Source organism: Actinocorallia aurea (genome assembly GCF_054783995.1).
In genome coordinates this window covers 329,158-354,851 of the sequence record NZ_BAAGPQ010000002.1, presented here as the reverse complement: position 1 = coordinate 354,851, position 25,694 = coordinate 329,158, and the positions used below count along the sequence as shown (strand labels likewise).

20 protein-coding genes are annotated in these 25,694 nt (G+C 71.3%); 17 read left to right on the top strand and 3 right to left on the bottom strand.

All coding sequences use genetic code 11. The annotated features are described in order from the left end of the window. Nucleotides 1-31: 31 nt before the first annotated feature. The 14 genes from ligA (at nucleotide 32) to ACYVOM_RS01795 (ending at nucleotide 17,315) form a co-directional block, all read left to right on the top strand. Nucleotides 32-2,194: an NAD-dependent DNA ligase LigA gene (ligA, locus tag ACYVOM_RS01860; protein WP_460301418.1), complete on the top strand. Its 2,163-nt coding sequence runs from the start codon at nucleotides 32-34 to the stop codon at nucleotides 2,192-2,194. Between the two features lie 180 nt (nucleotides 2,195-2,374). Beyond that, nucleotides 2,375-3,988 (top strand): putative bifunctional diguanylate cyclase/phosphodiesterase, encoded by a 1,614-nt coding sequence (locus tag ACYVOM_RS01855; protein ID WP_460301417.1) that lies wholly within the window; start codon nucleotides 2,375-2,377, stop codon nucleotides 3,986-3,988. Beyond that, complete coding sequence (locus ACYVOM_RS01850) at nucleotides 3,988-4,440, top strand: EAL domain-containing protein (protein ID WP_460301416.1); 453 nt, start codon at nucleotides 3,988-3,990, stop codon at nucleotides 4,438-4,440. Before ACYVOM_RS01855 ends, ACYVOM_RS01850 begins: the two co-directional genes overlap by 1 nt. An 85-nt stretch (nucleotides 4,441-4,525) precedes the next feature. Continuing rightward, nucleotides 4,526-4,822, top strand: coding sequence for an Asp-tRNA(Asn)/Glu-tRNA(Gln) amidotransferase subunit GatC (gatC, locus tag ACYVOM_RS01845; protein ID WP_460301415.1), 297 nt, complete (start codon nucleotides 4,526-4,528; stop codon nucleotides 4,820-4,822). After that, nucleotides 4,819-6,303 (top strand): Asp-tRNA(Asn)/Glu-tRNA(Gln) amidotransferase subunit GatA, encoded by a 1,485-nt coding sequence (gene gatA / locus ACYVOM_RS01840; RefSeq protein ID WP_460301414.1) that lies wholly within the window; start codon nucleotides 4,819-4,821, stop codon nucleotides 6,301-6,303. Before gatC ends, gatA begins: the two co-directional genes overlap by 4 nt. 26 nt (nucleotides 6,304-6,329) lie before the next feature. Beyond that, nucleotides 6,330-6,815, top strand: a complete 486-nt coding sequence (locus ACYVOM_RS01835) for an AAA family ATPase (protein WP_460301413.1) — start codon at nucleotides 6,330-6,332, stop codon at nucleotides 6,813-6,815. Then, nucleotides 6,806-7,138: a hypothetical protein gene (locus tag ACYVOM_RS01830; RefSeq protein WP_460301412.1), complete on the top strand. Its 333-nt coding sequence runs from the start codon at nucleotides 6,806-6,808 to the stop codon at nucleotides 7,136-7,138. The genes ACYVOM_RS01835 and ACYVOM_RS01830 overlap by 10 nt, the downstream gene beginning before the upstream one ends. After that, nucleotides 7,129-8,631, top strand: a complete 1,503-nt coding sequence (gene gatB / locus ACYVOM_RS01825; RefSeq protein WP_460302329.1) for an Asp-tRNA(Asn)/Glu-tRNA(Gln) amidotransferase subunit GatB — start codon at nucleotides 7,129-7,131, stop codon at nucleotides 8,629-8,631. The genes ACYVOM_RS01830 and gatB overlap by 10 nt, the downstream gene beginning before the upstream one ends. A 339-nt stretch (nucleotides 8,632-8,970) precedes the next feature. Next, nucleotides 8,971-11,658, top strand: coding sequence for a putative bifunctional diguanylate cyclase/phosphodiesterase (locus ACYVOM_RS01820; RefSeq protein ID WP_460301411.1), 2,688 nt, complete (start codon nucleotides 8,971-8,973; stop codon nucleotides 11,656-11,658). A 262-nt stretch (nucleotides 11,659-11,920) separates the two neighbouring features. After that, nucleotides 11,921-13,663 carry an acetolactate synthase large subunit gene (locus ACYVOM_RS01815; RefSeq protein ID WP_460301410.1) on the top strand — a complete coding sequence of 581 codons (1,743 nt, stop codon included), beginning with the start codon at nucleotides 11,921-11,923 and terminating at the stop codon, nucleotides 13,661-13,663. Beyond that, the gene (gene ilvN / locus ACYVOM_RS01810; protein WP_460301409.1) at nucleotides 13,663-14,190 is read left to right on the top strand and encodes an acetolactate synthase small subunit; all 528 of its coding nucleotides are present in this window, start codon (nucleotides 13,663-13,665) and stop codon (nucleotides 14,188-14,190) included. Before ACYVOM_RS01815 ends, ilvN begins: the two co-directional genes overlap by 1 nt. A 36-nt stretch (nucleotides 14,191-14,226) precedes the next feature. Next, a complete protein-coding gene (ilvC, locus tag ACYVOM_RS01805; protein WP_460301408.1) occupies nucleotides 14,227-15,210 on the top strand; it encodes a ketol-acid reductoisomerase in 984 nt (327 codons plus the stop codon). A 122-nt stretch (nucleotides 15,211-15,332) separates the two neighbouring features. Continuing rightward, nucleotides 15,333-16,277: an NADP-dependent oxidoreductase gene (locus ACYVOM_RS01800; protein ID WP_460301407.1), complete on the top strand. Its 945-nt coding sequence runs from the start codon at nucleotides 15,333-15,335 to the stop codon at nucleotides 16,275-16,277. Between the two features lie 138 nt (nucleotides 16,278-16,415). After that, on the top strand, nucleotides 16,416-17,315 hold the full coding sequence (locus ACYVOM_RS01795; RefSeq protein ID WP_460301406.1) for an RpnC/YadD family protein: 900 nt from the start codon (nucleotides 16,416-16,418) through the stop codon (nucleotides 17,313-17,315). A 56-nt stretch (nucleotides 17,316-17,371) separates the two neighbouring features. Here ACYVOM_RS01795 and ACYVOM_RS01790 read toward each other — a convergent pair whose 3' ends face one another. Genes ACYVOM_RS01790 through ACYVOM_RS01780 form a run of 3 tightly spaced genes read right to left on the bottom strand, consistent with a single transcriptional unit; the run spans nucleotide 17,372 to nucleotide 20,531 of the window. Further along, nucleotides 17,372-19,318 carry an FtsX-like permease family protein gene (locus tag ACYVOM_RS01790; RefSeq protein WP_460301405.1) on the bottom strand — a complete coding sequence of 649 codons (1,947 nt, stop codon included), beginning with the start codon at nucleotides 19,316-19,318 and terminating at the stop codon, nucleotides 17,372-17,374. Continuing rightward, nucleotides 19,315-19,995 carry an ABC transporter ATP-binding protein gene (locus ACYVOM_RS01785; RefSeq protein WP_460301404.1) on the bottom strand — a complete coding sequence of 227 codons (681 nt, stop codon included), beginning with the start codon at nucleotides 19,993-19,995 and terminating at the stop codon, nucleotides 19,315-19,317. The genes ACYVOM_RS01790 and ACYVOM_RS01785 overlap by 4 nt, the downstream gene beginning before the upstream one ends. Nucleotides 19,996-20,027: 32 nt before the next feature. Then, nucleotides 20,028-20,531, bottom strand: coding sequence for a PadR family transcriptional regulator (locus tag ACYVOM_RS01780; protein WP_460301403.1), 504 nt, complete (start codon nucleotides 20,529-20,531; stop codon nucleotides 20,028-20,030). A gap of 158 nt (nucleotides 20,532-20,689) precedes the next feature. On the opposite strand from ACYVOM_RS01780, the gene ACYVOM_RS01775 reads away from it, so the two are divergent. The 3 genes from ACYVOM_RS01775 to ACYVOM_RS01765 all read left to right on the top strand — a co-directional run bounded on the left by ACYVOM_RS01775 (nucleotide 20,690) and on the right by ACYVOM_RS01765 (nucleotide 25,654). Then, on the top strand, nucleotides 20,690-21,439 hold the full coding sequence (locus ACYVOM_RS01775) for a hypothetical protein (RefSeq protein WP_460301402.1): 750 nt from the start codon (nucleotides 20,690-20,692) through the stop codon (nucleotides 21,437-21,439). 90 nt (nucleotides 21,440-21,529) lie between these two features. Then, entirely contained in the window at nucleotides 21,530-23,119 is a 1,590-nt protein-coding gene (gene serA / locus ACYVOM_RS01770; RefSeq protein ID WP_460301401.1) for a phosphoglycerate dehydrogenase, read from the top strand. A gap of 450 nt (nucleotides 23,120-23,569) precedes the next feature. Beyond that, entirely contained in the window at nucleotides 23,570-25,654 is a 2,085-nt protein-coding gene (locus ACYVOM_RS01765) for an AAA family ATPase (RefSeq protein ID WP_460301400.1), read from the top strand. Nucleotides 25,655-25,694 lie beyond the last annotated feature (40 nt).

Below are 25,694 nucleotides of genomic sequence, written 5' to 3'. Positions count from 1 at the left end.
AGGGGCCGCATGCCGAGAGAGAGGTTCAGGGATGGACGCCGAGCAGTATTTCGAGCGGCACGCGGAGCTCTCGCGGGAGCTGCGCGAGGCGAGCTACCAGTACTACATCCTCGCCAACCCCACCCTCAGCGACATCGACTACGACCTGAAGATGCGCGAGCTCGAGGAGATCGAGCTCACCTTCCCCGAGCTGGTCACCCCCGATTCGCCCACCCAGAACGTCGGCACGCCGATCACCACCGACTTCGTCTCGGTGGCGCACCTGGAGAAGATGCAGAGCCTCGACAACGCGATGAACTTCGAGGAGCTGTCCGTCTGGGCGGAGCGCCTCGAGGCCTCGCTGGAGGGCGCGCCCGTCGGCGGCTACCTGTGCGAGCTGAAGATCGACGGCCTGGCCATCGCCCTGACCTACGAGAACGGCAGGCTCGTGCGCGGCGTCACCCGCGGCGACGGCGTCGTGGGCGAGGACGTCACGAACAACGTCAGGACCATGCCGTCGGTGCCGACCGTCCTGACCGGGGACGACGTGCCCGACCTCGTGGAGATCCGCGGCGAGGTCGTCATGTTCGTCGACGTCTTCGAGAAGCTCAACACCGAGCGCGAGGCGGCGGGGGAGGAGCCCTTCCGCAATCCGCGCAACACCGCCGCGGGCGCGCTGCGCCAGAAGGACCCGCGGATCACCGCCCAGCGGCCCCTCACGCTCATCGTGCACGGCTTCGGGGCCTGGCAGGGTGGTCCGGCCGTCCCCGAGAGCCAGAGCGCCGTCTACGACCTGTTGGCGGCCTGGGGGCTGCCCGTCAGCGACCGCTACAAGGTGGTCCCCGACCTTGCGGCGGTGAGGGAGTACATCTCCTTCTACGGCGAGCACAGGCACGACCCCGCCTACGAGATCGACGGCGTCGTGGTGAAGGTCAACTCCCTGGCGATCCAGCGCAGGCTGGGCTCCACCAGCCGCGCGCCGCGCTGGGCGATCGCCTTCAAGTATCCGCCGGAGGAGGTGCGCACCAAGCTGCTCGACATCAAGGTCGGCGTCGGGCGCACCGGCAGGGTCACCCCGTGGGGCCTGATGGAGCCGGTCTCGGTCGCGGGCTCGACCGTCGAGCGGGCCACCCTGCACAACAGGTTCGAGGTGGCGCGCAAGGGCGTGCTCATCGGCGACACCGTGGTGCTGCGCAAGGCGGGCGACGTGATCCCCGAGATCGTCGGCCCGGTCGCCGAGCTGCGCGACGGCACCGAGCGCGAGTTCGTCATGCCGACGCACTGCCCGGAGTGCGGCACCGAACTGGCCCCCGCCAAGGAGGCCGACAAGGACATCCGCTGCCCCAACACCCGGCACTGCCCGGCGCAGCTCCGCGAGCGGATCTTCTTCATGGGCCGGCGCACCGTCCTGGACATCGAGGCGCTCGGCTACGTCGCGGCCACCGCGCTCACCCAGCCGATGGCGCCCGCGGACGCGCCCGTCAAGGACGAGGGCGATCTGTTCCACCTCACGCAAGACAAGCTGCTGCCCATCGTGAGCCTCGTCCTCGACCAGGACTCGGGCACGCCGAAGATCGACCCGAAGACCGGCGAGGACAAGGTCGTCACCTTCTTCGTCAACAAGGACGGCAGCCCGAGGAAGGTCGTCGAGACCCTGTTCGCGGAGCTGGAGAAGGCCAAGACCAAGGATCTCTGGCGGTTCCTGGTCGCGCTGTCGATCCGGCACGTCGGCCCGCGGGCCGCGCAGGACCTCGCCCGGGAGCTGCGCTCGTTCGACCGGATCTTCAGCGCCACCGAGGAGGAGCTGACGGCGGTCGACGGCGTCGGTCCGACCATCGCGCGGTCGATCATCGAGTGGTGGAAGGTGGACTGGCACCGCGAGATCGTCGCCAAGTGGCGGGCCGCGGGCGTCGTCCTCGAGGACACGACGGCCGAGGACCTCCCACGTCCCCTGGCGGGCCTGACGATCGTGGTGACGGGCTCGCTGGAGAACTTCAGCAGGGATTCGGCCAAGGACGCGATCCAGAGGCTGGGCGGGAAGGCCGCGGGCTCGGTGTCGAAGAAGACGTCCTTCGTCGTGGTCGGCGAGAACGCGGGTTCCAAGGAGGCGAAGGCCGTTGAGCTGGGCGTTCCCCTCCTGGACGAGGCGGGGTTCCAGATCCTGATCGAGCAGGGGCCGGATGCGGCCAAGGCCGTAACCCTGAACCAGGAGTAACCGGATTTCGGCGGGGAAGGCCCACAGGCTAGGCGAAAAACCGGCACAAATGCCGATTTGGCTATCAATCGGTGAGTAACAGAACGTACGCATCCGGTTTCGTAAAGCTGAGTCAAAGCCGTACTCTCCTCATGAGCACCTGTTTGAACCTCAATCCGGTGTGTCCCTTGAGGAAGCTGAATGAAGGACCCGAACAACACGCGGGACACGTGTCCCCGCATCGGCTCGCCGCTGTGGGGCTACCTGACCGCGGTCACCGCCGCAGGCACCCTGTTGCTGCTGTTCACCCTGCCCCAGCTCAGCGGCCGCGACCTCGACGCGCTGTTCACCGAGCCGCGCTTCTGGCTGCTCGCCGGCTTCGTGGTCTTCGGTGAGCTGAAACCGATCATCACGCCCGGGTCCAACGAGAACAACGGCGCGTCCACCTCCACCACGTTCACCTTCGCCACCCTCCTGTACGCCGGCCTGCCGACGTCCCTGCTGCTCCAGGGCGCCGCGCTGGTCGTCTGCGGGGTCTTCCGGCGGCACTCCCCGCACCGGACGGCCTTCAACGTCGCCCAGTACTCCGTCGCGCAGGCCGCCGCCGCGGTCGTGCTGTGGGGCTTCGGGGTCGGCGCGGGCCCGTCGCACGTGTGGGTGCCGCACGGCGACGACCTCGCCGCGGTGATGCTCGCCGGAATGACGTACTTCCTCGTCAACGACGTCCTCGTCGCCGGGGCCGTCGCGCTGCACGAGCGGATCGGGCTCGTGCGGGTGCTGCGCCATGACTTCGCCTACCAGGTGCTGGCCCACCTCGCCCTGCTCGGGCTCGCCCCGATCGTCGTGGTGGTCGTGGACCGGTCCCCGGCGTTCATCCCGCTGATCATCCTGCCGTTCACCGCCGTCTACCTCACCGCGGCGGCCTCCGTCCGACGCGAGCACCAGGCCCTGCACGACGGGCTCACCGGCCTGCCCAACCGCAAGCTCCTGTTCATGCGCGCGGAGGAGGCGCTGACGGCCCGGCAGCTGCGCGAGGCCCGCGGCGACAGGCTCCAGAAGGTCGGCCTGTTCCTCATCGACCTGGACCGTTTCAAAGAGGTCAACGACACCCTCGGCCACCCCACCGGCGACCGGCTCCTCCAGATCATCGCCCACCGGCTCACCCACAGCGTCCGCCCCGGCGACCTCGTCGCCAGGCTCGGCGGCGACGAGTTCGCCGTCCTGCTGCCGTCCGTCCGCGACGTGCACGCCGCCCGGGAGGTCGCCGTCCGGCTCCGCGCGGCGCTCAGCGAGCCCGTCCGCCTCGACGGCATGAGCTTCGATCTCGAAGGCAGCGTCGGCATCGCGCTCAGCCCCGACCACGCCCCCGACTTCGAACTGCTCCTGCAGCGCGCGGACGTCGCCATGTACGTCGCCAAGGAGTCCCGCTCGGGCGTGGAGATCTACTCCCCGGCCAGCGACCGAAACTCCCCGGCCCGCCTCGGCCTGCTCGGCGACCTGCGCCGCGGCATCGACCGGCGCGAGCTCGAACTGCACTACCAGCCCAAGGTCCGGCTGTCCGACGGGAGCCTCCTCGGCATGGAGGGCCTGCTGCGGTGGCGCCACCCCGAGCGCGGGCTGCTCGGCCCCGAGGAGTTCCTGCCGCTCGCCGAGCAGACCTACCTGATGAAGGCGATCACCCACGCCGTCGTGCGCGACGCCCTCGCCCAGGCGCACGCCTGGTGGTCCGACGGCCTGCGGGTCCAGGTCAGCGTGAACGTCTCCGGCCGCGACCTCCTCGACGGCCAGCTCGCCGCGCCATCACCGGCGAGCTGATGGCGCGGCGGCTGCCCGCCGAGGCGTTCTGCCTGGAGATCACCGAGCGGATCCTCATGAACGAGTCCGCCTACGCCTCCGAGACCGTCCGCGCCCTCGCCGACCTCGGCATCCCGCTCAGCCTCGACGACTTCGGCACCGGCTACTCCTCGCTCGTCCGCCTCAAGCGCCTGCCCGTCAACGAGGTCAAGATCGACGCCTCGTTCATCCGGCGGCTCTCCGAGTCGGCCGAGGACGCCGTGATCGTCCGCTCGATCATCGACCTCGTGCGGACCCTCGGGCTGCGCTCGGTCGCCGAGGGCGTCGAGGACGCCGAGACGGCGCGGCGGCTCGCCGAGATGGGCTGCGACAGCGGCCAGGGCTGGCACCTGGGCCGTCCGATGGAGCCGGCGGAGGCCACCGAGTGGATGCGGGGCCGCCTGCGGCTCACCGAGGCCGCCGCCCCGCGCTGACGGCCCGTTCGCGCCGGGCGGCGGGCCGGGTGGCCATAGGATGGGAGGGAATCCCAGTCGATCACTCCGGAACGGCCCTTAACTCATGTCCATCACCCGTGACGAGGTCGCGCATCTCGCCCGGCTTTCCAGGCTGGCGCTCGGCGACGACGAACTCGACCACTTCGCCGTCCAGCTGGACGCGATCGTGTCCGCGGTCGCGCGGGTGCAGGAGGTGGCGGCCGAGGACATCCCGCCGACCACCCACGCGCTGCCGCTGACCAATGTCTTCCGCGCCGACGAGGTGCGCCCGTCGCTCGGGAACGCCGAGGCGCTCGCCGGCGCCCCCGCCGCCGAAGCCGAGCGGTTCCGGGTGCCGCGCATCCTGGAGGAGGACGAATGATCTTCAAGACCGCAGCCGAGCTGGGCGCCCTCATCGCGTCCGGCGAGACGACCTCCGTCGAGGTCACCCAGGCTCACCTGGAGCGCATCGAGCAGGTCGAAGGCAAGGTCAACGCCTTCCTGCACGTCGCCGCGGAGTCCGCGCTCGCGCAGGCCGCCGACGTGGACCGCCGCCGCGCCGCGGGCGAGGAGCTGGGCCCGCTCGCCGGCGTCCCGATCGCGCACAAGGACGTGTTCACGACCAAGGACATGCCCACCACCTGCGCCTCGAAGATCCTCGAAGGCTGGGTCCCGCCGTACGACGCCACGGTCACCGAGCGGCTGCGCGCCGCAGGCCTGGTGATCCTCGGCAAGACCAACATGGACGAGTTCGCGATGGGCTCCTCCACGGAGAACAGCGCCTACGGCCCCACGCACAACCCGTGGGACCTCACCCGCATCCCGGGCGGCTCCTCCGGCGGCTCCTCGGCCGCCGTCGCCGCCTACGAGGCGCCGCTGGCCACCGGCACCGACACCGGCGGCTCGATCCGCCAGCCGGCCGCCGTCACCGGCCTGGTCGGGATGAAGCCGACCTACGGCGGCTCCTCCCGGTACGGCCTCGTGGCGTTCGCCTCCTCCCTCGACACCCCTGGGCCGTTCGCCCGGAACGTCTTGGACGCGGCGCTGCTGCACGAGGCGTTCTCCGGCTACGACCCGCGCGACTCGACCTCCATCAACGAGCCGGTTCCCGCGGTCGTCGCGGCGGCGAGGCAGGGCGACGTGGCGGGACTGCGCGTCGGCGTCGTCAAGGAGTTCGCCGGCGAGGGGTACCAGCCCGGCGTCCTGAACCGCTTCAACGAGACCGTGGAGCTGCTGGAGTCGCTCGGCGCGAAGGTCGTCGAGGTGTCCTGCCCGGCGTTCACCTACGCGCTGTCCTCCTACTACCTCATCGCGCCGTCCGAGGCGTCCTCGAACCTCGCCCGCTTCGACGCGATGCGCTACGGCCTGCGCGTCGGCGACGACGGCACCCGCTCCGCCGAAGAGGTCATGGCCCTCACCCGCGCCGCGGGCTTCGGCCCCGAGGTCAAGCGCCGGATCATCCTCGGCACCTACGCCCTGTCCTCGGGCTACTACGACGCCTACTACGGCAAGGCCCAGCAGGTCCGCACGCTCATCGCGCGCGACTTCGACGCCGCCTTCGCCCAGGTCGACGTGCTCATCTCGCCGACCACTCCCACGACGGCCTTCCCCATCGGGGAGCGCGCCGACGACCCCATGGCCATGTACCTGGCGGACCTCTGCACCATCCCGTCCAACATGGCCGGCAACGCGGCCATCTCCGTCCCCTGCGGCCTCGCCGACGAGGACGACCTCCCAGTAGGCCTCCAGATCATGGCCCCCACCCTCGCCGACGACCGCTGCTACCGCGTGGCCGCCGCCGTCGAGCAGGCCCTGGAATCCCGCTGGAACGGCCCCCTCCTCACCAAGGCCCCGGCCCTCTAGGGGCCCGACGAAGGGGCGGCACGTCAATGATCACCAACATCAAGATCAACGGCTTCAAGTCCTTCCTGGACTTCGAACTCGACGTGCCCCCCTTCCTCGCCTTGGTAGGCCCCAACGCCAGCGGCAAATCCAACCTCTTCGACGCCCTGACCCTCGTCGCCGACGTGCTCCAGTTCGGCCCCTCCGGGAAGCGCAGCCACTCCCTGGGACGTGGAGCGCTTCCTGGAGACGGTGCGGGAGGGCGACCTTTGAGCCGTCCTCTGGTCCCCGGACTCGTCGCTGAGGGAGACCCAGACCATGACTTCCTGCGCCCGGTGATCGATAGGTTCCTGAAAGGGGTGCTGGTAGAGAACCGGGCCGCGGATTTCGACCTGTCGGCGACAGTGTCGTCCCCTGCGGTGAAGAAGCACGGAAAAGACCGGTTCGTCGAGGCTGCGCAGGCCTTGGGAAGCGCTGCCATCTCGTGTTCGTGCACGCCGATCACAACGAGGCGCATGAGGCCATGGCGCTGAAGCCCGTGGTTGCCTGCCGGACCGTCGTCCTGGTACCCAGGCGAGAGACCGAGTCGTGGATGCTCGCCGATCGGGCGGCGTTCGCGAAAGTGCGCGGGGCCGACGTCGGGTTGCTGCCGAGCGACCCGACGGCTGTCGAGAAGGCGGCGGAGCCCAAGGCCGTGCTGGCCAAGGCGCTGCGGTCGGCCGGGATCACTCGGCCGACCGACTATTTTGGACGTCTCGGTGAGGACATCAGCTTGCAGGTGCTGGGACGGATACCTGCTTTCGCCCGGTGGGCGGACGAGACCAAAGAAGCCCTGAAAGGATTGGGATATCTGTGAGCACGCTGGTTCCCTTCAGTGAGGCGCTGGAGAAGTACTCGCCGGTGCTCGGCATCGAGACGCACATCGAGCTGGGGACGGCGTCGAAGATGTTCTGCGGGTGCGCGACGGCGTTCGGGGGCGACCCGAACACCCAGGTCTGCCCGGTGTGCCTGGGGCTGCCGGGGTCGCTGCCCGTGGTGAACGAGAAGGCCATCGAGTTCGCGATCCGGATCGGGCTGGCGCTGAACTGCGACATCGCCGAGTGGTGCCGGTTCGCCCGGAAGAACTACTTCTATCCGGACATGCCGAAGGACTTCCAGATCTCGCAGTACGACGAGCCGATCTGCTTCGACGGGTACCTGGACGTCGAGGTCGAGGGGGAGACGTACCGGATCGGGATCGAGCGGGCGCACCTGGAGGAGGACACCGGCAAGTCGACCCACGTGGGCGGCGCGACCGGGCGCATCCACGGCGCCGACCACTCGCTGGTCGACTACAACCGCTCGGGCATCCCGTTGATCGAGATCGTCACCAAGCCGATCGAGGCGACCGAGGAGAAGGCCCCGCTCGTCGCGCGGGCCTACGCCACGGAGCTGCGCGAGCTGGTCCGGGCCCTCGGCGCGTCGGACGTGCGCATGGAGGAGGGCTCCATGCGGTGCGACGTGAACGTGTCGCTCATGCCGAAGGGCGCCGCCGAGTGGGGCACCCGCACCGAGACCAAGAACGTGAACTCGCTGCGCAGCGTCGAGCGGTCGGTCCGCTACGAGATCGAGCGGCAGGCCGGCGTCCTGGACGCGGGCGGCAAGATCACCCAGGAGACCCGCCACTTCCACGAGACCGACGGGTCCACCAGTCCGGGCCGCTCCAAGGAGGAGGCGCAGGACTACCGGTACTTCCCCGAGCCCGACCTGGTGCCGGTGGCGCCGTCGCGGGCGTGGGTGGAGGAGATCCGGGCGACCCTGCCGGAGCTGCCCGCCGCCCGCCGGGTGCGGGTGAAGGCCGCCTGGTCGCTGAGCGACGAGGAGTTCCGCGACGTCGTCAACGCGGGCGCGCTCGACCTCATCGAGGAGACGATCGCCGCGGGCGCCTCGCCGGCCGCGGCCCGCAAGTGGTGGATGAACGAGCTGTCCCGCCACGCGACGGCCCAGGGCGTGGAGCTGCCGGAGCTGCCGATCACTTCGGCGCAGGTCGCGCGCATCCAGGCGCTGGTCGACGCCGGGGAGCTGAACGACAAGCTCGCCCGCAAGGTGTTCGAGGGCGTTCTGGCGGGCGAGGGCACGCCGGACGAGGTCGTGGCGGCCCGCGGCCTGAAGGTCGTCAGCGACGAGGGCGAGCTGCTCGCGCTCGTCGACCAGGTGATCGCCGCCAACGCCGACGCCGCGCAGAAGGTCCGCGACGGCAAGGTCGCCGCCGCCGGCGCGCTGGTGGGCGCGATCATGAAGGCCAGCCGCGGCCAGGCCGACGCGGGCCGCGCCCGCGAGCTGATCCTGGAGCGCCTCGGCCAGGCCTAGGACCGGGCGGTGATCCGCGACACACCGTGATGGTCGGCCGCTTTCGCGGCGGCCGGCCGTCACTTCGCGGCGATCACGCTGTGTCCCGACGGCGGCAGTCCGCTGTCTTCCCGATCACAAAACGGCAAGCCGGGGCAGCGCGTGCCCTGCCGCGATTACACGCCGTGAGATTCTGTCGCCGGATGGGCACTCACCCTCAATCGCTCCGTGACCTACGGAACGTAGATTGATGGGCACGGTGCCGACATGGGTCGGCGCCCGTACAGGCAGCGCCGCCTGCTTTCCACGCCGAGCCGTGGCCGTCCGGCGGGCCGCGCGAAACCAGGAGCAAGAACGACGATGACAGGCGAGGAATCGCCGCGCCGACTGCCGGCGCAGGCGCTGCCGCTGACCATCGTCGGCACGTTGGCCGCGCTGTACGCGATCGGTGCGCTGCTGGGCTGGACGAGCGACTGGTTCGCCGCCGGCGCGGGCGCCGCCGCCTGCGGCAGCCTCCTGTACGCGGCCTGGCACAAGCCCGGGGACACCGCCTCGTGGCGCTGGTTCGGGGCCGCCGCGGCGCTGTGGGGGATCAGCGCGGTCGTCCGCGCGGTCACCCTGCTGGTCATCCCGGGACAGGTCATGTCCCTGTCGCTGGCCGACCTGTTCGGGGTGGCGGCCGTCGTCGCGTTCGCCGCGGGCTTCATCGCGCCGACCCGGCTGCCGCGCTCGGCGAGGCAGTGGCTGAGATACGGCGCGGACTCCTACGTGTGCGGGGTGGCGCTGTTCGTCCTGGGCTGGGACGCGATCTTCGGGAACCTCTTCCGGCTGTCGGGCGAGGCCCCGGTGCAGTTCCTTCTGGAACTCGTCTTCCCGCTGCTGGACATAGTCCTGCTGTGCGCGCTGCTCCCGTTCGTCCTGGGCGCGGCCCGCAGGCAGCGGCCCACCGCCGTCGTCGCCTACCTGGTGCTGCTCGCGCTCACCACCGGCGACGTGATCAACACCGCGGTCCGGCTGGAGAGCGGCACCTCGGTCATCGGCGACGTGTTCCGGTTCGCCGGGCTGCTGCTGCTCGGCGCGGCCCCCTGGATCGGCACGGGCTCGCGCCGGGGCGGGGCGCGCGGCCGGATGGTCGGGCCGGGCATCGCGCCCGCGCTGCTGGCGGGCGCCGCGGCGATGTTCGTGGCCGGGCACACCCTGACGGGCAGCCGCCCGGTCGAACCGGTCGTGCTGATCGTCTCGGGAACGGCCCTGCTCGTCCTCATCGCCCGTCTGACCGACCTGCTGCGCGAGAACGACAGGCTGAAGTCGGATGTCCGGGCGGGCGAGGAGCACTTCCGGGCGCTCGCGCAGAGCGTCGAGGACCTCGTACTGATCTGCGACGAGCCCGGCACCGTCCAGTACGTCAACGCGGGCGAGCAGTGGACCACCGGGCACGCCCTGCCCGATCTGCTCGGCCGCCCGCTGACCGACCTGCTGCACTCCGAGGACGTCTCGGAGGTCGTCGCGGCGCTCAACCGGTGCGACGAGGGGGCCCGCGAGCCGCTGAGGCTCGCCTGCCGACTGCGCACGGAGGACGGCACCTGGCTGCCCACGGAGTCCACGTTCTCCCGCTATGCCCCGGGCCGGGTGCTGATCACGATCCGTGACCTGTCGGAAGAGGCGGCGCTCAAGCGCCAGGTCGACCACCTGACCTTCCACGACGGCCTCACCGGCCTGCCGAACCGCGCCTACTTCGAGGAGCGGGCCCGCCAGGTGCTGGCCCGCCGCAGCCCCGTCAGCGCGGTGATCTTCCTCGACCTCGACGGGTTCACCGCCGTCAACGACTCGGCGGGGCACGCCGCGGGCGACCAGGTGCTGGCCCAGGCCGCGCGGAGGCTGCGCGCCGCGGTCCCGGCCGACGACACCGTCGCGCGGTGGGGCGGCGACGAGTTCGCGGTCCTGGTCGAGACGGCCTCCGACGCCCAGTCCGTCGTCGATCTGGCCGAGCGCCTCCTTCGGGTGCTGTCCGGCGAGCCGTACCGGGTGGGGGAGCGCGGCATCGCGCTGACCGCGGGCGTGGGCGTGGCGTTCGCCGACGACGACCTCGCCTCCACCACAGAGGCGCACAGCCTCGACGAGACAGGCTCGGCGTCCCTGATCCGCAACGGCGACCTGGCCATGACCCGGGCCAAGGAGCTGGGCGGCGGCCGGGTCGAGGTGTTCGCGACCCAGATGCACGCCGCGGTGGTCCGCCGGATGGAGCTGAGCAGCGACCTCCAGCGCGCTCTGGCCGAGGAGGAGTTCGAGGTCGCCTTCCAGCCGATCGTGGAGCTCGCCGACGGCCGGGTCACCGGGGTGGAGGCGCTCGCCCGCTGGCGCCGCGACGGCCGCCAGATGCCCCCGGAGGAGTTCCTGGACGCCGCCGAGGAGTCCGGGCTGATCGTGCCGCTGGGCGCCTGGATCCTGCGGGAGGCATGCACCCAGGCGGCCCGCTGGCGCGCCGAGGGCTGGGAGATCAGCCTGTCGGTGAACTTCACGGCCCGGCAGATCGCCGCCCCGAAGTTCGCCGCGACCGTCGCCGCCGCGCTGACCGAGACGGGCCTCCCGCCGCACGCCCTCATCCTCGAGGTGAAGGAGGAGGTCCTGGTCGAGCAGCTCCAGAGCGGCGAGATCCCGCCCGGCGAGCAGCACGGCGAACGCCTCGCGGTGCTGCGCGAGCTCGGCGTCCGCCTGGCGATCGACGACTTCGGCACCGGCTACGCCTCCCTGGCCTTCCTCGGCCAGCTCCCCGTCGACGTCATCAAGATCGACCCGTCCTTCACCGCGGGCCTGGACGGCGACGAGACCCGCACCCTCCTCACCCGGACGATCATCCGCCTCGGCTCCGACCTCGGCCTGACCGTCGTCGCCGAGGGGATCGAGAGCGCCGCCCAGCACGGGGCCCTCCGCGAGATGGGCTGCCACCGCGGCCAGGGCTTCTACTTGGCCCGCCCCATGTCGGCCGCGCGGATCGACGCGGAGATCAGGCCCGGGGTCGTCCCGATGCCCGGCGTCCAGGCCGGCTGAACCCGCCTCCTATCTCAAGTCCTGAGATATCTGCAACATGGATTTGACCTGGAGGTGTCACATCGGCAAAAGTAGGGGTGTGCAGAACAGCTTCCGCATCCTCGTAGTACTTGGCAGGCGCGCAGCCTGAGCCAAGTCCTCGGCCTGTGCGCGCCCCTCGACCGCCCTTGCGGCGCGAGGGGTTTTTTGTTGGCCGGGGACCCACTCGCCGGCCGCCATCGACACCGTCTCACCACCCTCCCTCCTTCCGAAGGAAGTACAGATGACCGAGCAGATGACCGGGGCCCAGGCGCTGGTCCGTGCCTTGGAGAACGTCGGCGTCGACACCGTGTTCGGGATTCCGGGCGGGGCGATCCTTCCGGCGTACGACCCGCTCTACGACTCAGCGAAGCTGCGGCACATCCTGGTCCGGCACGAGCAGGGCGCGGGACACGCGGCACAGGGATACGCCCAGGCCACGGGCAAGGTCGGCGTCTGCATGGCGACGTCCGGTCCGGGCGCCACCAACCTCGTGACCCCGATCGCCGACGCCTACATGGACTCCGTCCCGATCGTCGCGATCACCGGCCAGGTCGCCTCCAAGGCCATCGGCACCGACGCGTTCCAGGAAGCCGACATCTCCGGCATCACCCTGCCGATCACCAAGCACAACTTCCTCATCACCGACCCGCGCGACATCGCCCGGACGATCGTCGAGGCGTTCCACATCGCCGGCACCGGCCGTCCCGGCCCCGTCCTCGTCGACATCTCCAAGGACGCGCTCCAGGCCACGTTCGACTTCGTCTGGGGCGAGGAGATGCGGCTGCCGGGCTACCGCCCCGTCACCCGGCCGCACTCCAAGCAGGTCCGTGAGGCGGCCCGCCTGATCATGGACGCCAAGCGGCCCGTCCTGTACGTCGGCGGCGGCGTCATCAAGGCCGGAGCGTCCGAGGAGCTGCGCGTCCTCGCCGAGCTGACCGGCGCGCCCGTCGTCACCACCCTGATGGCGCTGGGCTCCTTCCCCGACGGCCACCCGCAGCACATGGGCATGCCCGGCATGCACGGCACCGTCGGCGCGGTCGGCGCGCTCCAGAAGTCCGACCTCCTCGTCGCGCTCGGCGCCCGCTTCGACGACCGCGTCACCGGCAACCTCGACTCGTTCGCGCCCGACGCCGCGGTCGTCCACGCCGACATCGACCCCGCCGAGATCTCCAAGAACCGGCACGCCGACGTCCCCATCGTCGGCGACGCCCGCGAGGTCATCGCCGACCTGATCACCGCGGTCAAGGCCGAGCAGGAAGCGGGCCGCACCGCCGACTACACCGCCTGGTGGAAGCAACTGAACGCGTGGAAGGAGACCTACGCGCTCGGCTACGACACGCCGCCGAACGGGGAGCTCGCCCCGCAGTACGTCATCGAGCGGCTCGGCAAGATCGCCGGACCGGACGCGCTGTACTGCGCGGGCGTCGGCCAGCACCAGATGTGGGCCTCGCAGTTCATCGAGTACGAGCAGCCCGGATCGTTCATCAACTCCGGCGGCGCGGGCACCATGGGCTACGCGGTCCCGGCCGCGATGGGCGCCAAGACCGGCGCGCCCGACAAGGTCGTCTGGGCGATCGACGGCGACGGCTGCTTCCAGATGACCAACCAGGAGCTCGTCACCTGCGCGATCGAGGGCATCCCCATCAAGGTCGCCATCATCAACAACGGTAACCTCGGCATGGTCCGGCAGTGGCAGACCCTCTTCTACGACGGCCGCTACTCCAACACCAAGCTGCACTCCAAGCGTATCCCCGACTTCGTGAAGCTCGCCGACGCCTACGGCTGCGAGGGCCTGCGGGTCGAGCGCGCCGAAGAGGTCGACGCGGCCATCGAGAAGGCCATGGCGATCAACGACCGGCCGGTCATCATCGACTTCGTCGTCCACGACGACGCGATGGTCTGGCCGATGGTCGCCGCGGGTTCCAGCAACGACGACATCAAGTACGCGCGGGACCTCGCGCCGAAGTGGGAGCACGAAGACTGATGAGCCGGCACACACTCTCCGTTCTCGTCGAGAACAAGCCCGGGGTCCTGGCCCGTATCGCGGGCCTGTTCTCCCGCCGCGGCTTCAACATCGACTCCCTGGCGGTCGGCGAGACCGAGCACCCGGAGATCTCGCGCATCACGATCGTCGTGAGCGTCTCGGATCTGCCGCTGGAGCAGGTCACCAAGCAGCTCAACAAGCTCGTCAACGTGCTGAAGATCGTCGAGCTCGACCCGTCGTCCTCCGTGCAGCGCGAGCTGATCCTCGTCAAGGTCGCCACCTCCGCGGAGATCCGCTCCCAGGTGCTGGAGATCGTCCAGATGTTCCGGGCCAAGGTCGTCGACGTCGCCCCCGACGCCGTGACGATCGAAGCCACCGGCAACCGTGACAAGCTAGAGGCGCTGCTCAAGTGCCTGGAGCCGTTCGGTATCAAGGAACTGGTGCAGTCGGGCATCATCGCGGTCGGCCGCGGCGCCCGCTCCATTTCCGATCGTTCTCTGCGTGCGCTCGAATCGCGCAGCGCGTAACCCACGAGAAAGGCAACAGCCCACACCATGGCTGAGATGTTCTACGACAACGACGCTGACCTGAGCATCATCCAGGGCAAGAGCGTCGCGGTGATCGGCTACGGCTCCCAGGGTCACGCGCACGCGCTCTCCCTGCGCGACTCCGGCGTCGACGTGCGGGTCGGCCTGCCCGAGGGCTCCAAGTCGCGGGCCAAGGCCGAGGCCGACGGCCTGCGCGTCGTCACCCCGCGCGAGGCCGCCGCCGAGGCGAACCTGATCATGATCCTGGCCCCGGACCACCTCCAGGCCGGCATCTACGAGAACGACATCAAGCCGGAGCTGTCGGAGGGCGACGCGCTCTTCTTCGGCCACGGCCTGAACATCCGCTTCGGCCTCATCGACCCGCCCGCGGGCGTCGACGTCGCCATGGTCGCCCCGAAGGGCCCGGGCCACCTGGTCCGCCGCCAGTTCGAGGCCGGCCGCGGCGTCCCGGTGATCGTGGCCGTCGAGAAGGACGAGTCCGGCAGCGCCTGGGCGCTCGCCCTGTCCTACGCCAAGGGCATCGGCGGCCTCCGCGCGGGTGGCATCAAGACCACCTTCAAGGAGGAGACCGAGACCGACCTGTTCGGCGAGCAGGCCGTGCTGTGCGGCGGCACCGCCGAGCTGATCAAGACCGGCTTCGAGGTCCTGGTCGAGGCCGGCTACCAGCCCGAGGTCGCGTACTTCGAGTGCCTCCACGAGCTGAAGCTGATCGTCGACCTCATCTACGAGGGCGGCATCCAGAAGATGTACTGGTCGGTCTCGGACACCGCCGAGTTCGGCGGCTACACCCGCGGCCCGCGCATCATCACCTCGGACACCAAGGCCGAGATGAAGAAGATCCTCGCCGAGATCCAGTCGGGTGAGTTCACCAAGGAGCTGGTGGCCGAGTTCGCCGCCGGGCAGCCGAACCACCTGAAGTACCGCGAGGAGCTGGGCTCGCACCCGATCGAGGTCACCGGCGCCAAGCTGCGCCCGATGTTCTCCTGGCTGAACGACTGACGTCCCCGCGACGCGGTCTTTCCGGCCCGCTTACCGCCCGTACGCCCTTGGGGTGTGCGGGCGGTCCGCTTCGGGGTAGGTCTTCCCCGGTAACGGGACAGCGGCTTCGGGGGGAGCAGACCATGCGTGCTGTGGCGGTGGCGGAGTTCGGGGCGACTCCCGAGGTGATGGAGCTGCCGGCTCCGGAGGCGGGCCCTGGGGAGATCCTCGTGCGGCTGCGGGCCGCGGGAATCAACCCGTTCGACTGGAAGGCCGCCGACGGGGCCATGCGCGGGAACGTCGACCACCACTTCCCGATGATCATGGGCTCGGACGGCGCGGGGGTCGTCGAGAAGGTCGGCCCGGGGGTCAGCAGGTTCAAGGTGGGCGACTCCGTCTACGGGCAGTTCATGCGGGTCCAGAAGGGCCTGGGGTCGTACGCCGACTACGCGGTGGCCGACGAGCACGGGCCCGTGGCGACCTTCCCGGAGGGGCTGCCCTTCACGTGGGCGGCGGCCCTCCCGACGGCCAGCAGCACCGCCTACAACCTGGTGGAGACCACCAAGATCGAACCGGGCACCGTCGTGCTCATCAACGGGGCGACGGGCGGGGTAGGGCAGTCGGCGGTCCAACTCGCCGACAACAAGGGCGCCCATGTCATCGCGACCGCCGAACCGGACATGGCCGACTACCTGACGGAACTCGGCGCCACCGAGACCGTCGACTTCACGCGCGGCCGTGTCGTCGAGGACGTCCTGGAAGCCCACCCTGGCGGCATCGATGTCGTCATCGACCTCGTCACCGCCACCCGCGGCGACACCCCGATCACCGGCGTCCTGCGCCGCGGCGGCATCTACATCAGCACCCTCGGCGCCGCCGACCCCGACGCCCTCGCCGCCATCGACATCCAGGGCGCCAACCTCTTCAACCGCACCACCTCCGAACTCCTGGCCCTCCTCGCCGAGCTCGCCGACGGAGGCCGCCTCAAAGTCCGGGTGGAGAACGAAGTCCGCCTGGAGGACGCCCCGGCCGCGATCACGTCCCTCCGCTCCGGCAGATCCAAGGGCAAAACCGTCATCGTCCTCTGACGGACAGGGGCCCTCCTCCGGGAGGGCCCGTTTCCCCCTCGACCTTTCCTTTTCTATCTGGACAAACCCTTCTATATACAAATCAGGAAAGTCAGATTTCCCGGAAACGCCTCCGCAGGTGCGCCTACCGTCACTTCCATGCCTGTATCGCTGGCGCACGAAGCACGGACTCTCCTGATAAGGAACAATCCGTCGCTGGTCGCGCATTTCTGTGAACTCCTGGGTGTCAAGACCCCGGAGGGTTGCACCCCCTTCCTCGGCTCGGACGAGAGCAACGAGCTCAAGCCCGTCGAGCTCACCAGGGACCGCACCGTCATCTTCCGGAACTCCGAAGGGGAGCCCGAGTTCGCGGTGTGCTTCGAGGTCCAGCTCCGCAAGGACGAGTCCCGCCGCTTCGCCTGGCCCATGTACGTGGTGCGGCTGTTCCATGACCTGCGCTGCCCCGTCGTCATGCTGGTGCTGACCACGAGCGAGCGGGTGCGCCAGTGGTGCGCGGCAGGACTCGCGATCGGCCACCCCGGTTTCGTCCTCCGCCCCCTCGTCGTCACGAGCGAGCACATCGAGCGCGTCACCACGATGTCCGGTGCCCTCCGGAATGTCGAACTCGCCGTCCTTTCCGCCATCACTCATGGCGATAAATCGGGAGAAACGGCAATTCTGGACGCCGTCTTCGAAGCCCTCAACACCCTGGACCCCGTCACCGGGGCTCAGTACAGTGAATTCGTCACCGCTCTCCTCACCGGACCAGCCCGAGCCCACGCGGAGCACATCATGGCCACCAAGGACTTCCGTTTCACCAGCGAGTACTCCAAGCGCCTCGGCGCCCAGTACAAGGCCGAGGGCCTGGCCGAGGGCCTGGCCGAGGGCGAGGCCAGGGGGAAGGCCGAGTCCGTCCTGAGGGTGCTGCGGCGGCGCGGCCTCCACGTGTCCGGTGAGGTGCGCGACAGGGTCCTGGAGTGCACCGACCTGGAGACCCTGGACCGCTGGTTCGACGCGGCCTTCGAGGCCGGGTCGGCCGAGGACGTCTTCCGGGCCTGATCCACGGAAGCAGGGGCCCTTCCCGCAGTGCGGGAAGGGCCCCTGCCCGTCCCCGGTCAGGTGAGGTGGCGGGCCGGGGGGATCGTGGTGCGGGTGGTGAGGGCGGTGAGGGCGGCGACGAGGAGTGGGGTGCCGAGACAGACGGCGGCCAGGAGGGACCAGGGGATTTCGGTGATGACGCCGTGGGGGGCGGCCTGGGAGGTCTCCTGGTTCGCGGTGAGGGGGCGGGTCACGGCGATGCCCGGCGGGAGGCCCGCCAGGATGCCGAGGGCGCAGCCGAGAAGGGTGATGTAGGCGGACTGGGCGAGGCGGATCAGGCGGACGGTGCGGGGGCGGGCGCCGACGGCGGTGAGGGTGGCCAGGTCGGGGCGGGAGTCGGCGGCGGCCAGTCCCGTCGCGATCAGGGCCGCGGCCAGGACGAGGAAGGCGGCGACGCCGCCGAGGACGAGAGCGGGCATCGCGATCGACTCGCGGTAGCCGCGCTCGGTCATCACCGCGGCGCCGAAGGGCCGCAGCTCCCGGGCGAGCGCGGCGGTCGCCTCCTCGTCGAGCGGGCTGGTCACCACGAAGGCGCTCGTGTGGGACGGCAGGCCGGTCTTCTCGGCGAGGGAGGGCGGGAGCACGGCGATGGGCCCGTCGAGGTAGGCGGTCACCTGTACGGCGGGGAAGGCCATCTCCCGCACCGGGACCTTCGACGGGCCTTCGGAGCCGTCTTCGGGGAAGTCCGCGTATTCGAGGCGCAGTTCCCCGCCCTCCAGGCCGTTCGGGACGAGCGCGACGGCCTCGCCGCGCGCCAGCGCCGCCGTGGCCGCCGGGTCGTCGCGGCCGAGCAGGTACCGCAGGACCTCCGGGCCGCCGACGAAGTGGCGGGATCCGAGCCGCAGCTCCCACGCGGGCCCGGTCGTGACGCACGAGCACTGCGGCGACAGGTCGGGGCCTGACTCGTCGAGCCCGACGACCTCGTGGACGGAGCCCTCGGGCACGGCGGCCTCCAGCGCGGCGCGCACCCGCACGGCGGTGTCCGGCCGCAGGTCCCCGACGACCGTGTGCCCTTCGGCGACCGTGCCGTGGTATTCGAGCCGCCGCTGCTCGGTGTCGCTGACGAGGCCGACGCCGAGGGCGGTGAAGGCCGCCACCGCCGCGGTGATCGCCGCGACGGCCGGGGCGGTCCGGCCGCGGTGGCGGCCCGCGTCGCGGACGGCCAGGCGCAGCGGGAGCGGCAGCGGCCCGGCGAGCCGGGCGCACAGCGCCACGGCGGTGGGCGCGAGCAGCACGAATCCGAGGATGACGGGCACGGCCCCGAGGGCGGGCCCCCATTCGCGCAGGCTCCACAGGGACATCTTGGTGAAGACGAGCCCGGCGCCGATGAGCACGATGCCCAGGACGGGCAGGCCGCGGCTCGCACGGGGCTCGTCGCGGCGTCCGGCGAGGACCGCGGCGGGGTCGGTGCGCCCGGCCTGGCGGGCGGGGGAGTAGGCGGCGGCGAGTCCGCTGAGCACCGCGACGGCGGCCGTGACGGCGATCTGCGTGACGTCGAACCGCCAGGGCGCGAAGTCCATGCCGTCGGACAGGGCGGGGCGCAGGACGGCGGAGACGAGGAGCCCCGCCGCGGTGCCCAGGACCGCCGCGGCTGCGCCGAGCAGCAGCCCGGCCGACAGGACCACGGCGCGCAGGTGCCCGGGCGTGCCTCCCGCCGCCGCGAGCTGGGCGAGCAGCAGCCGCTGCCGGCGCAGCCCGACCGCGAACGCGGGACCGGCCAGCAGGACGACCTGGAGCACGGCCATGGCCGCGACGAGGGCGTAGACGGCGAAGTCGGCGGCCTGCGCTGAGGAGTCCACGTGGTCGGCGGTCGCGTTCCCGGTGTGCACGGCCCCCAGCACGTGGCTGAGGACGGTGACGGCGGCGACCGGCAGGCCGATCATCGCCAGGACGAGCGCGGTGCGCCCCTTGGCGCGCAGGGCGTCCCGGTAGGCGAGGCGCAGCGGGGCGCGAAGGCCGTTCACGCCGTTTCCTCGAAGCCGTCGAGGGCGCCGTCGCGCAGGAAGACCGTCCGGTCGGCCCAGGCGGCGTGTCGGGACTCGTGCGTCACCATCAGGCAGGCGGCCCCGGCGTCGCAGCGGCCGCGCAGGACCTTCATCAGCTCGTCGCCGGACACCGAGTCGAGGGCCCCGGCGGGCTCGTCGGCGAGGATGAGGCTCCGTTCGCCGATGAGGGCGCGGGCGATGGCGACGCGCTGGCGCTGCCCGCCGGACAGCTCGTCGGGGTAGCGGTCGGCCGCCTCGGCCAGGCCCACCTCGTCGAGCGCGGCGAGCGCCTCGGCGCGGGCCCGGGAGGCGCGGACGCCGTCGAGTTCGCGCGGCAGCATGACGTTCTCGGCGGCGGTGAGCGCGGGGATGAGGTTGAGGTCCTGGAAGACGTAGCCGACGGAGCGGCGGCGCAGGGCGGCCAGGACGGCGCGGTCGCCGGTGAGCAGCCGGTCGGCGACGAGGACCTCGCCCCGGCTCGGCCGCTCCAGCCCGCCCGCGATGTTGAGCAGGGTCGTCTTGCCGGATCCCGACGGCCCCATGACGGCGACGAACTCGCCGGCCTCGACCGTCAAGGACAGGCCGCGCAGGGCGTGGACGAGGGAGGCTCCGGAGCCGTAGTCGCGATGGACGTCGCGGAGGTCGAGCACACTCATGGTCGTTCCTCGGGGGGTCGGGGGAGACGCGGTCAGCGTGCGCTCAGCGAGCGTTCGCAGTGGTCGAGCCAGCGGATCTCGGCTTCGGCCTGGAAGATCTGCGCGTCCAGGACGAGTGCCTGGGCGGGTTCGGCGGCGGCCAGTTTGCGCCGGGTGAGGTCGCGCATCGCCGCGAGGGTCGAGGCGCGCTGGGCGTGGACGACGGCGCGGACGTCCACGCCGGGCCCGTCGAGCGCCATGGCCAGTTTGACGACGAGTTCGTCACGGGGTCGGTCGGCGCGGGTGATCGGGGCGGTGAACCACTGGGCGGCCTCGGCCCGCCCCTCCTCGGTGACGGCGTAGCACTGCCGGCCTTCGGCATCGGTCTCGGACCGTGTGACGAGGCCGTCGCGTTCGAGCCGGCCGAGCGTCGTGTACACCTGGCCGATGTTGAGGGGCCAGGCGCCGCCCGTCGCCGCCTCGAACTCGGCGCGCAACTGGTAGCCGTAGCGGGGCCCCCGGGCGAGGAGGGCCAGCAGGCCGTGACGGATCGACATACATACTGAGTATGCATACCGAGTATGTACCGGACAAGGGGAGAGGCCGCCCGGTTCGCCGTGTGCCGTGTCGGAGTCGCGCGAAAAGGCCTTCCGGGCCTACCGTTCAGGGTTGTCCGCAGCGCCCGCGCGCCCGCCCCACGGGGAGCCCTTCACCAGTGACGACGACACCGACCCTCAGCATCACCCGCGAGATCCTGCGCGTGTACGACCAGCGGTTCCTGGAGGTGGAGCAGCCCGTGCGACGGCAGGTCGTGACCGCGACCAAGGGCCTGCTCGGGGGTCTGCTCACCGCCGACGTCCGGCAGGAGCTGCCCGAGGGCGAGAGGCTGCGCGCGTTCTGCATCGAGAACGAGCTGTTCGAGGAGCTGGAGCGGCTCATCGCCGACGAGCTCGCCGGACACAAGGAGGGCGCCGTCGTCGTCGGGGGCCGCGTCTACGCCGTCTACCCGTACCTGCGCGGGGTGCCCCGCCAAGACGCCGACATCACCGCCGAGGTGGGCGTCGACCACGTCCTCACCGGCCTGTCCTGGGACCGGAGCGGACGGCTGAAGATCGTCGGCCGCGCCGCCATCTCCCGGGTCCAGGCCAGGGGCCAGGAGATCCAGCTCATCTTCCGCGACGGCGACGAGACGGTCGCCCACCCCGTCTCGGACTCCGGCGAGGAGTTCGAGTACGCCCTCGAAGTGCCGGAAGCCGGCATGTGGACCGTCGACGTCGAGGTGACGGTCCTCGGACTGCGCCGGACCGCCCCCTTCGGGACGGTCCTGGCCCCGGGCTTCAAGAACCCCAAGGTCCGCGAGGGGATCACCATCGACCTCTCCGACGGCCTGTGGATCGGAATCGACGGCACGGCCCTGCCCCGCCCACGCCGATTCTGGGAGTTCGGGCGGTCTCGTCGGGCCTGACACCCGGGCGGGGATAGAGTGGACCACGGGCCTGGCACGAGGGCGTGGCGGCCTTTCACCTGCACAGATCTCACCTCAAGGATTCCCACGTTGAGCAAGCCAGTCGTCCTCGTAGCCGAAGAGCTGTCTCCGGCGGGTATCGCCGTCCTGGAGAACGACTTCGAGGTGCGTTACGTGGACGGTGCCGACCGCGCCGCCCTGCTCCCCGCCGTCGCCGATGTCGACGCGCTGATCATCCGCTCGGCCACCAAGGCCAACGCGGAGGTCTTCGACCACGCCAAGCGCCTGCGGGTCGTCGCCCGCGCCGGCGTCGGCCTGGACAACGTCGACGTCGAGGCCGCCACCAAGGCCGGCGTCATGGTCGTGAACGCGCCGACCTCCAACATCGTCACCGCCGCCGAGCACGCGATCGCGCTGCTGCTGGCGACGGCCCGCAACGTCCCGCAGGGCCACGCCGCCCTCAAGCAGGGCGAGTGGAAGCGCTCCAAGTACACCGGCGTCGAGCTCCAGGGCAAGACCGTCGGCGTCCTCGGCCTGGGCCGCATCGGCGTCCTGGTCGCCCAGCGCCTCGCCGGGTTCGACATGGAGGTCATCGCCTACGACCCCTACATCCAGGCCGCCCGCGCCGCCCAGCTGGGCGTCAAGCTGGTGTCGCTGGACGAGCTGCTCGCCCAGGCGGACTTCATCACCGTCCACCTTCCGAAGACCAAGGAGACCCTCGGTCTCATCGGCGACCGCGAGCTGCACCTGGTGAAGCCCGAGGTCCGGATCGTCAACGCCGCCCGCGGCGGCATCGTCGACGAGGCCGCGCTCGACCTTGCGCTCACCGAGGGCCGCGTCGCCGGCGCCGGCCTCGACGTGTTCTCCAGCGAGCCGATGACCGAAAGCCCGCTGTTCAAGCACGACAACATCGTCATCACTCCGCACCTGGGCGCCTCCACGCACGAGGCGCAGGAGAAGGCGGGCACGCAGGTCGCCAAGTCCGTGAAGCTGGCGCTGTCGGGCGAGTTCGTGCCGGACGCCGTCAACGTCCAGGGCGGCGCCGTCGCCGAGGACGTCAAGCCGGGCCTGCCGCTCGCCGAGAAGCTCGGCCGGGTCTTCACCGCGCTGGCCGGCGGCGTCCCCGCCCGCCTCGACGTGATCGTGCGCGGCGAGATCACCGCCCACGACGTCAAGGTGATCGAGCTCGCCGCGCTCAAGGGCGTGTTCTCCGACGTCGTCGAGGAGTCGGTGACCTTCGTCAACGCGCCGCTGGTCGCGCAGGAGCGCGGTGTCGAGGTCTCGCTGGTCACCAGCGAAGAGTCCCCGGCGTGGCGCAACATCGTCACCGTCAAGGGCACCATGGCCGACGGCGAGGTCGTCTCGGTCTCCGGCACCCTGTCGGGCCCGCGCAACTGGGAGCGGATCGTCGAGATCAACGGCTTCGACGTGGAGCTGTCGCCGGCGCCGCACATGGTCGTCCTCGGCTACGTCGACCGTCCGGGCGTCATCGGGATCATCGGCCGCCTTCTGGGCGACCTCAACATCAACATCGCGGGCATGCAGGTCGGCCGGGACGCCAAGGGCGGCAAGGCCCTCACCGTCCTCACCGTCGACTCCGCGATCGACCCGAAGGTACTGGAGTCGATCTCCGAGGAGATCGGCGCGGGCCTGGTCCGCCGGGTCGAGCTGGGCGAGTAGCCCCCGCCGGGCGCGTGCCGCCCACCCGTGATCGAAAAGAGAGAACGCCCGCCGGCCACCGGCGGGCGTTCTCTCTTTTCCGGACGGCGAATGCCGGACCTCGCACCGACGACTATCCACCGCATTCGGATATTTCGTTCTTTCGCCGTAGGAATCGCTCCGATGATCGGCAGGTGTCCGGAATCGGCCGCGGGCCGTCACCGCGCGACGGGGGGCGCGAGGTGCGATGCTGGAGCGGACGTCTCTGGTGGCAGCCTTGACTTCCTCACGGCCGCGTAAGGGCTGCCGCCTGTTTCTCCGAGTTCCGCCCGGCGGCGAGAAATGCGGCTACCGCCCGCTGTAAAAGACACTGGTGAACTGCGAACCGTCGGCAGAAGGCAGGCGTCAGATGGTCCGTGACCGCGAGGTCGAGGTGTGGCCCGGGACGCACCGGAGAGTTGAGGGCTGGTCGTGACGCGCTGGGGAATCTTCGCTCCCGATGTGGGGACCGCATGGCCGTTCCGCGGGAGGGACGCCGACATGGCCGCGGTGCGCACCGCGGTCCTCGACCCGTCGCTGGCGGGGGCCGTGATCGTCGGACCGGGAGGCGTCGGCAAGTCCCGGCTGCTCCACGAGTTCGCCGCGACCGTCGACACGCCGGTGCTGGAGGCCCGTGCCGGGCAGGCGCCTGCCGTCATGTTCGGCGCCTTCGCCCATCTCCTTCCGATCCGCACGCCCGTCAAGGACGTCGCGGGAGGCGCCGCCGCGCTCCTGGCGCGTGCGGGGGAGGGCACCTTCACGGTCGTCGTCGACGACGTGCACGAGCTGGACGCGGACTCGGGCCTGCTGCTGGCCGAGCTCGCCACCTCCGGCCGGATGTGCCTGATCGCCGCGGGCGGTGACGTGCCCGAGCCGCTCGCCGGGCTCGCACTCGGCCGCGTCGAGCTGAGCCCGCTCGCCGACCTCGGCGTCCTTGAGGACGTCGACGAGCCGACCGCCGAGTACCTTGCCGAGGCGACCGGCGGCGACCTGCGCCTGCTCCACGAGCTGCTGCGCGCCGGAAGATCCACGGGCGTCCTGGACGGCGGCCAGTGGAAAGAGGTGCCCGCGCGTTCCGGAGACGGCCCCGCCTCCCTCGAGGAGGCCATCGCGCGGGCGTCCCTGCTCTCGGCGCTCGGCTCGCCCGAGGAGGCCGAGCTGATGCTCGCCGACGCGCCGCGCCGCCCCGAGGACAAGGCCCGCACCGTGCTGGCCTGCGCCCGCGCCGCGGTCCTCGCCTACGGGCTGGGCCGCGCCGAGGACGCCGACCGCGTCCTGTCGGTGGCGCTGGAGACCGTCGGCATGCCCGCCGCGCGGCAGCGGCTGCTCGCCCAGCGGGCCGCGTTCGCGGTGCACCGCGCGGCCAACCGCGAGGCGTTCGACCTCGCCGACGACGCCGCCGAGCTGAGCGACGCCGACCCGGCCATCCGCACCCGCATCGACACCGTCGAGGCGGTCACCGCGGCCCTCACCGGGCAGGCGACCGCCGCGCTGGAGAAGGTGCGCGCGGGCCTGCGGCACGCCGAGCACTGGCGCGAGCAGGCGCCGGAGTCCCAGCCGCTGCTGGAGTTCGCGCGCTCCTGGGTGTGGATCAGCGTCGGCGACCTCGACGCCGCCGCCGAGCACGGCACCCCGTCCGAGGACCCGGTCGCCCGGGCCGCCACCCGCGCGCGGGTGCTGCGGGCCCGCGGCCAGATCCACGCGGCGCTGCGCGAAGGCTGGGACGGCGCCCGGATGCTGGCGCGCGGCAGGTCGCTGTTCGCCGGGCCGTGCCTGGGGGAGCTCGCCCACTCGGCGGCGCTCGCGGGCGACCTCGCGACCGCCCGGCAGGCGCTCGCCGAAGCCGACCGCCGCGCGCTGCCGACGCTGCGCGCGCTGTGGTTCCCCGTGGCGCTCGCCCGCCCGTGGCTGCTCGTCGCCCAGGGCGCGACGGGCGCCGCCGTGCACGGGCTGCTGGACGCCGCCGCGGCGGCCGAAGCCCTGGAACTGCGGCCTTACGCGCTCACCGCCCTGCACGACGTGGTGCGGCTCGGGGCCGCGGGCGTCGTCGCCGACCGGCTGGCCTACCTCGCCGAGGACGCCGAAGGAGACCTGGCCGCACTGTGCGCCAGGCACGCCGAGGCGTCGGCGGCCGGCGACTGGTCGGGGCTGATCGGGGTGTCGTTCGAGTTCGAGGAACTCGGCATGACGCTGCACGCGGCGGAGGCCGCGGCGCAGGCCGCCGAGGTGCACTGGGACAAGCAGCAGGCCGCGGCCGCCGGAACCCGGGCGTGGGTGCTCGCCCAGCGTTCCGACCAGGTCCGCACGCCCGCGCTGCGCACCGCCGCCGTGCCCGACCTCAGCCGCATCCAGTACGAGCTCGCCGGGCTCGTCGCGGCAGGCCGGACCGAGCCGGAGATCGCCGAGCAGACGGGGCTCGCCGCCAAGACCGTCGCCGACCAGATCGCCGAGATCTGCGGCCGGCTCGGGGTCTCCGGGCCGGAGCGGCTCGCGGTCCTGCTCTCGCCGCCGGTCTAGCCGACTCGCGCCGGGCGGAGGGGAGTCCGCCCGGCGCGCC

Coding starts and splice junctions, on each gene's coding strand:
- ligA (WP_460301418.1), top strand. CDS start 32: ATGGACGCCGAGCAGTATTTCGAGCGGCACGCGGAGCTCTCGCGGGAG.
- ACYVOM_RS01855 (WP_460301417.1), top strand. CDS start 2,375: ATGAAGGACCCGAACAACACGCGGGACACGTGTCCCCGCATCGGCTCG.
- ACYVOM_RS01850 (WP_460301416.1), top strand. CDS start 3,988: ATGGCGCGGCGGCTGCCCGCCGAGGCGTTCTGCCTGGAGATCACCGAG.
- gatC (WP_460301415.1), top strand. CDS start 4,526: ATGTCCATCACCCGTGACGAGGTCGCGCATCTCGCCCGGCTTTCCAGG.
- gatA (WP_460301414.1), top strand. CDS start 4,819: ATGATCTTCAAGACCGCAGCCGAGCTGGGCGCCCTCATCGCGTCCGGC.
- ACYVOM_RS01835 (WP_460301413.1), top strand. CDS start 6,330: ATGATCACCAACATCAAGATCAACGGCTTCAAGTCCTTCCTGGACTTC.
- ACYVOM_RS01830 (WP_460301412.1), top strand. CDS start 6,806: ATGGCGCTGAAGCCCGTGGTTGCCTGCCGGACCGTCGTCCTGGTACCC.
- ACYVOM_RS01820 (WP_460301411.1), top strand. CDS start 8,971: ATGACAGGCGAGGAATCGCCGCGCCGACTGCCGGCGCAGGCGCTGCCG.
- ACYVOM_RS01815 (WP_460301410.1), top strand. CDS start 11,921: ATGACCGAGCAGATGACCGGGGCCCAGGCGCTGGTCCGTGCCTTGGAG.
- ilvN (WP_460301409.1), top strand. CDS start 13,663: ATGAGCCGGCACACACTCTCCGTTCTCGTCGAGAACAAGCCCGGGGTC.
- ilvC (WP_460301408.1), top strand. CDS start 14,227: ATGTTCTACGACAACGACGCTGACCTGAGCATCATCCAGGGCAAGAGC.
- ACYVOM_RS01800 (WP_460301407.1), top strand. CDS start 15,333: ATGCGTGCTGTGGCGGTGGCGGAGTTCGGGGCGACTCCCGAGGTGATG.
- ACYVOM_RS01795 (WP_460301406.1), top strand. CDS start 16,416: ATGCCTGTATCGCTGGCGCACGAAGCACGGACTCTCCTGATAAGGAAC.
- ACYVOM_RS01785 (WP_460301404.1), bottom strand. CDS start 19,995: ATGAGTGTGCTCGACCTCCGCGACGTCCATCGCGACTACGGCTCCGGA.
- ACYVOM_RS01780 (WP_460301403.1), bottom strand. CDS start 20,531: ATGTCGATCCGTCACGGCCTGCTGGCCCTCCTCGCCCGGGGGCCCCGC.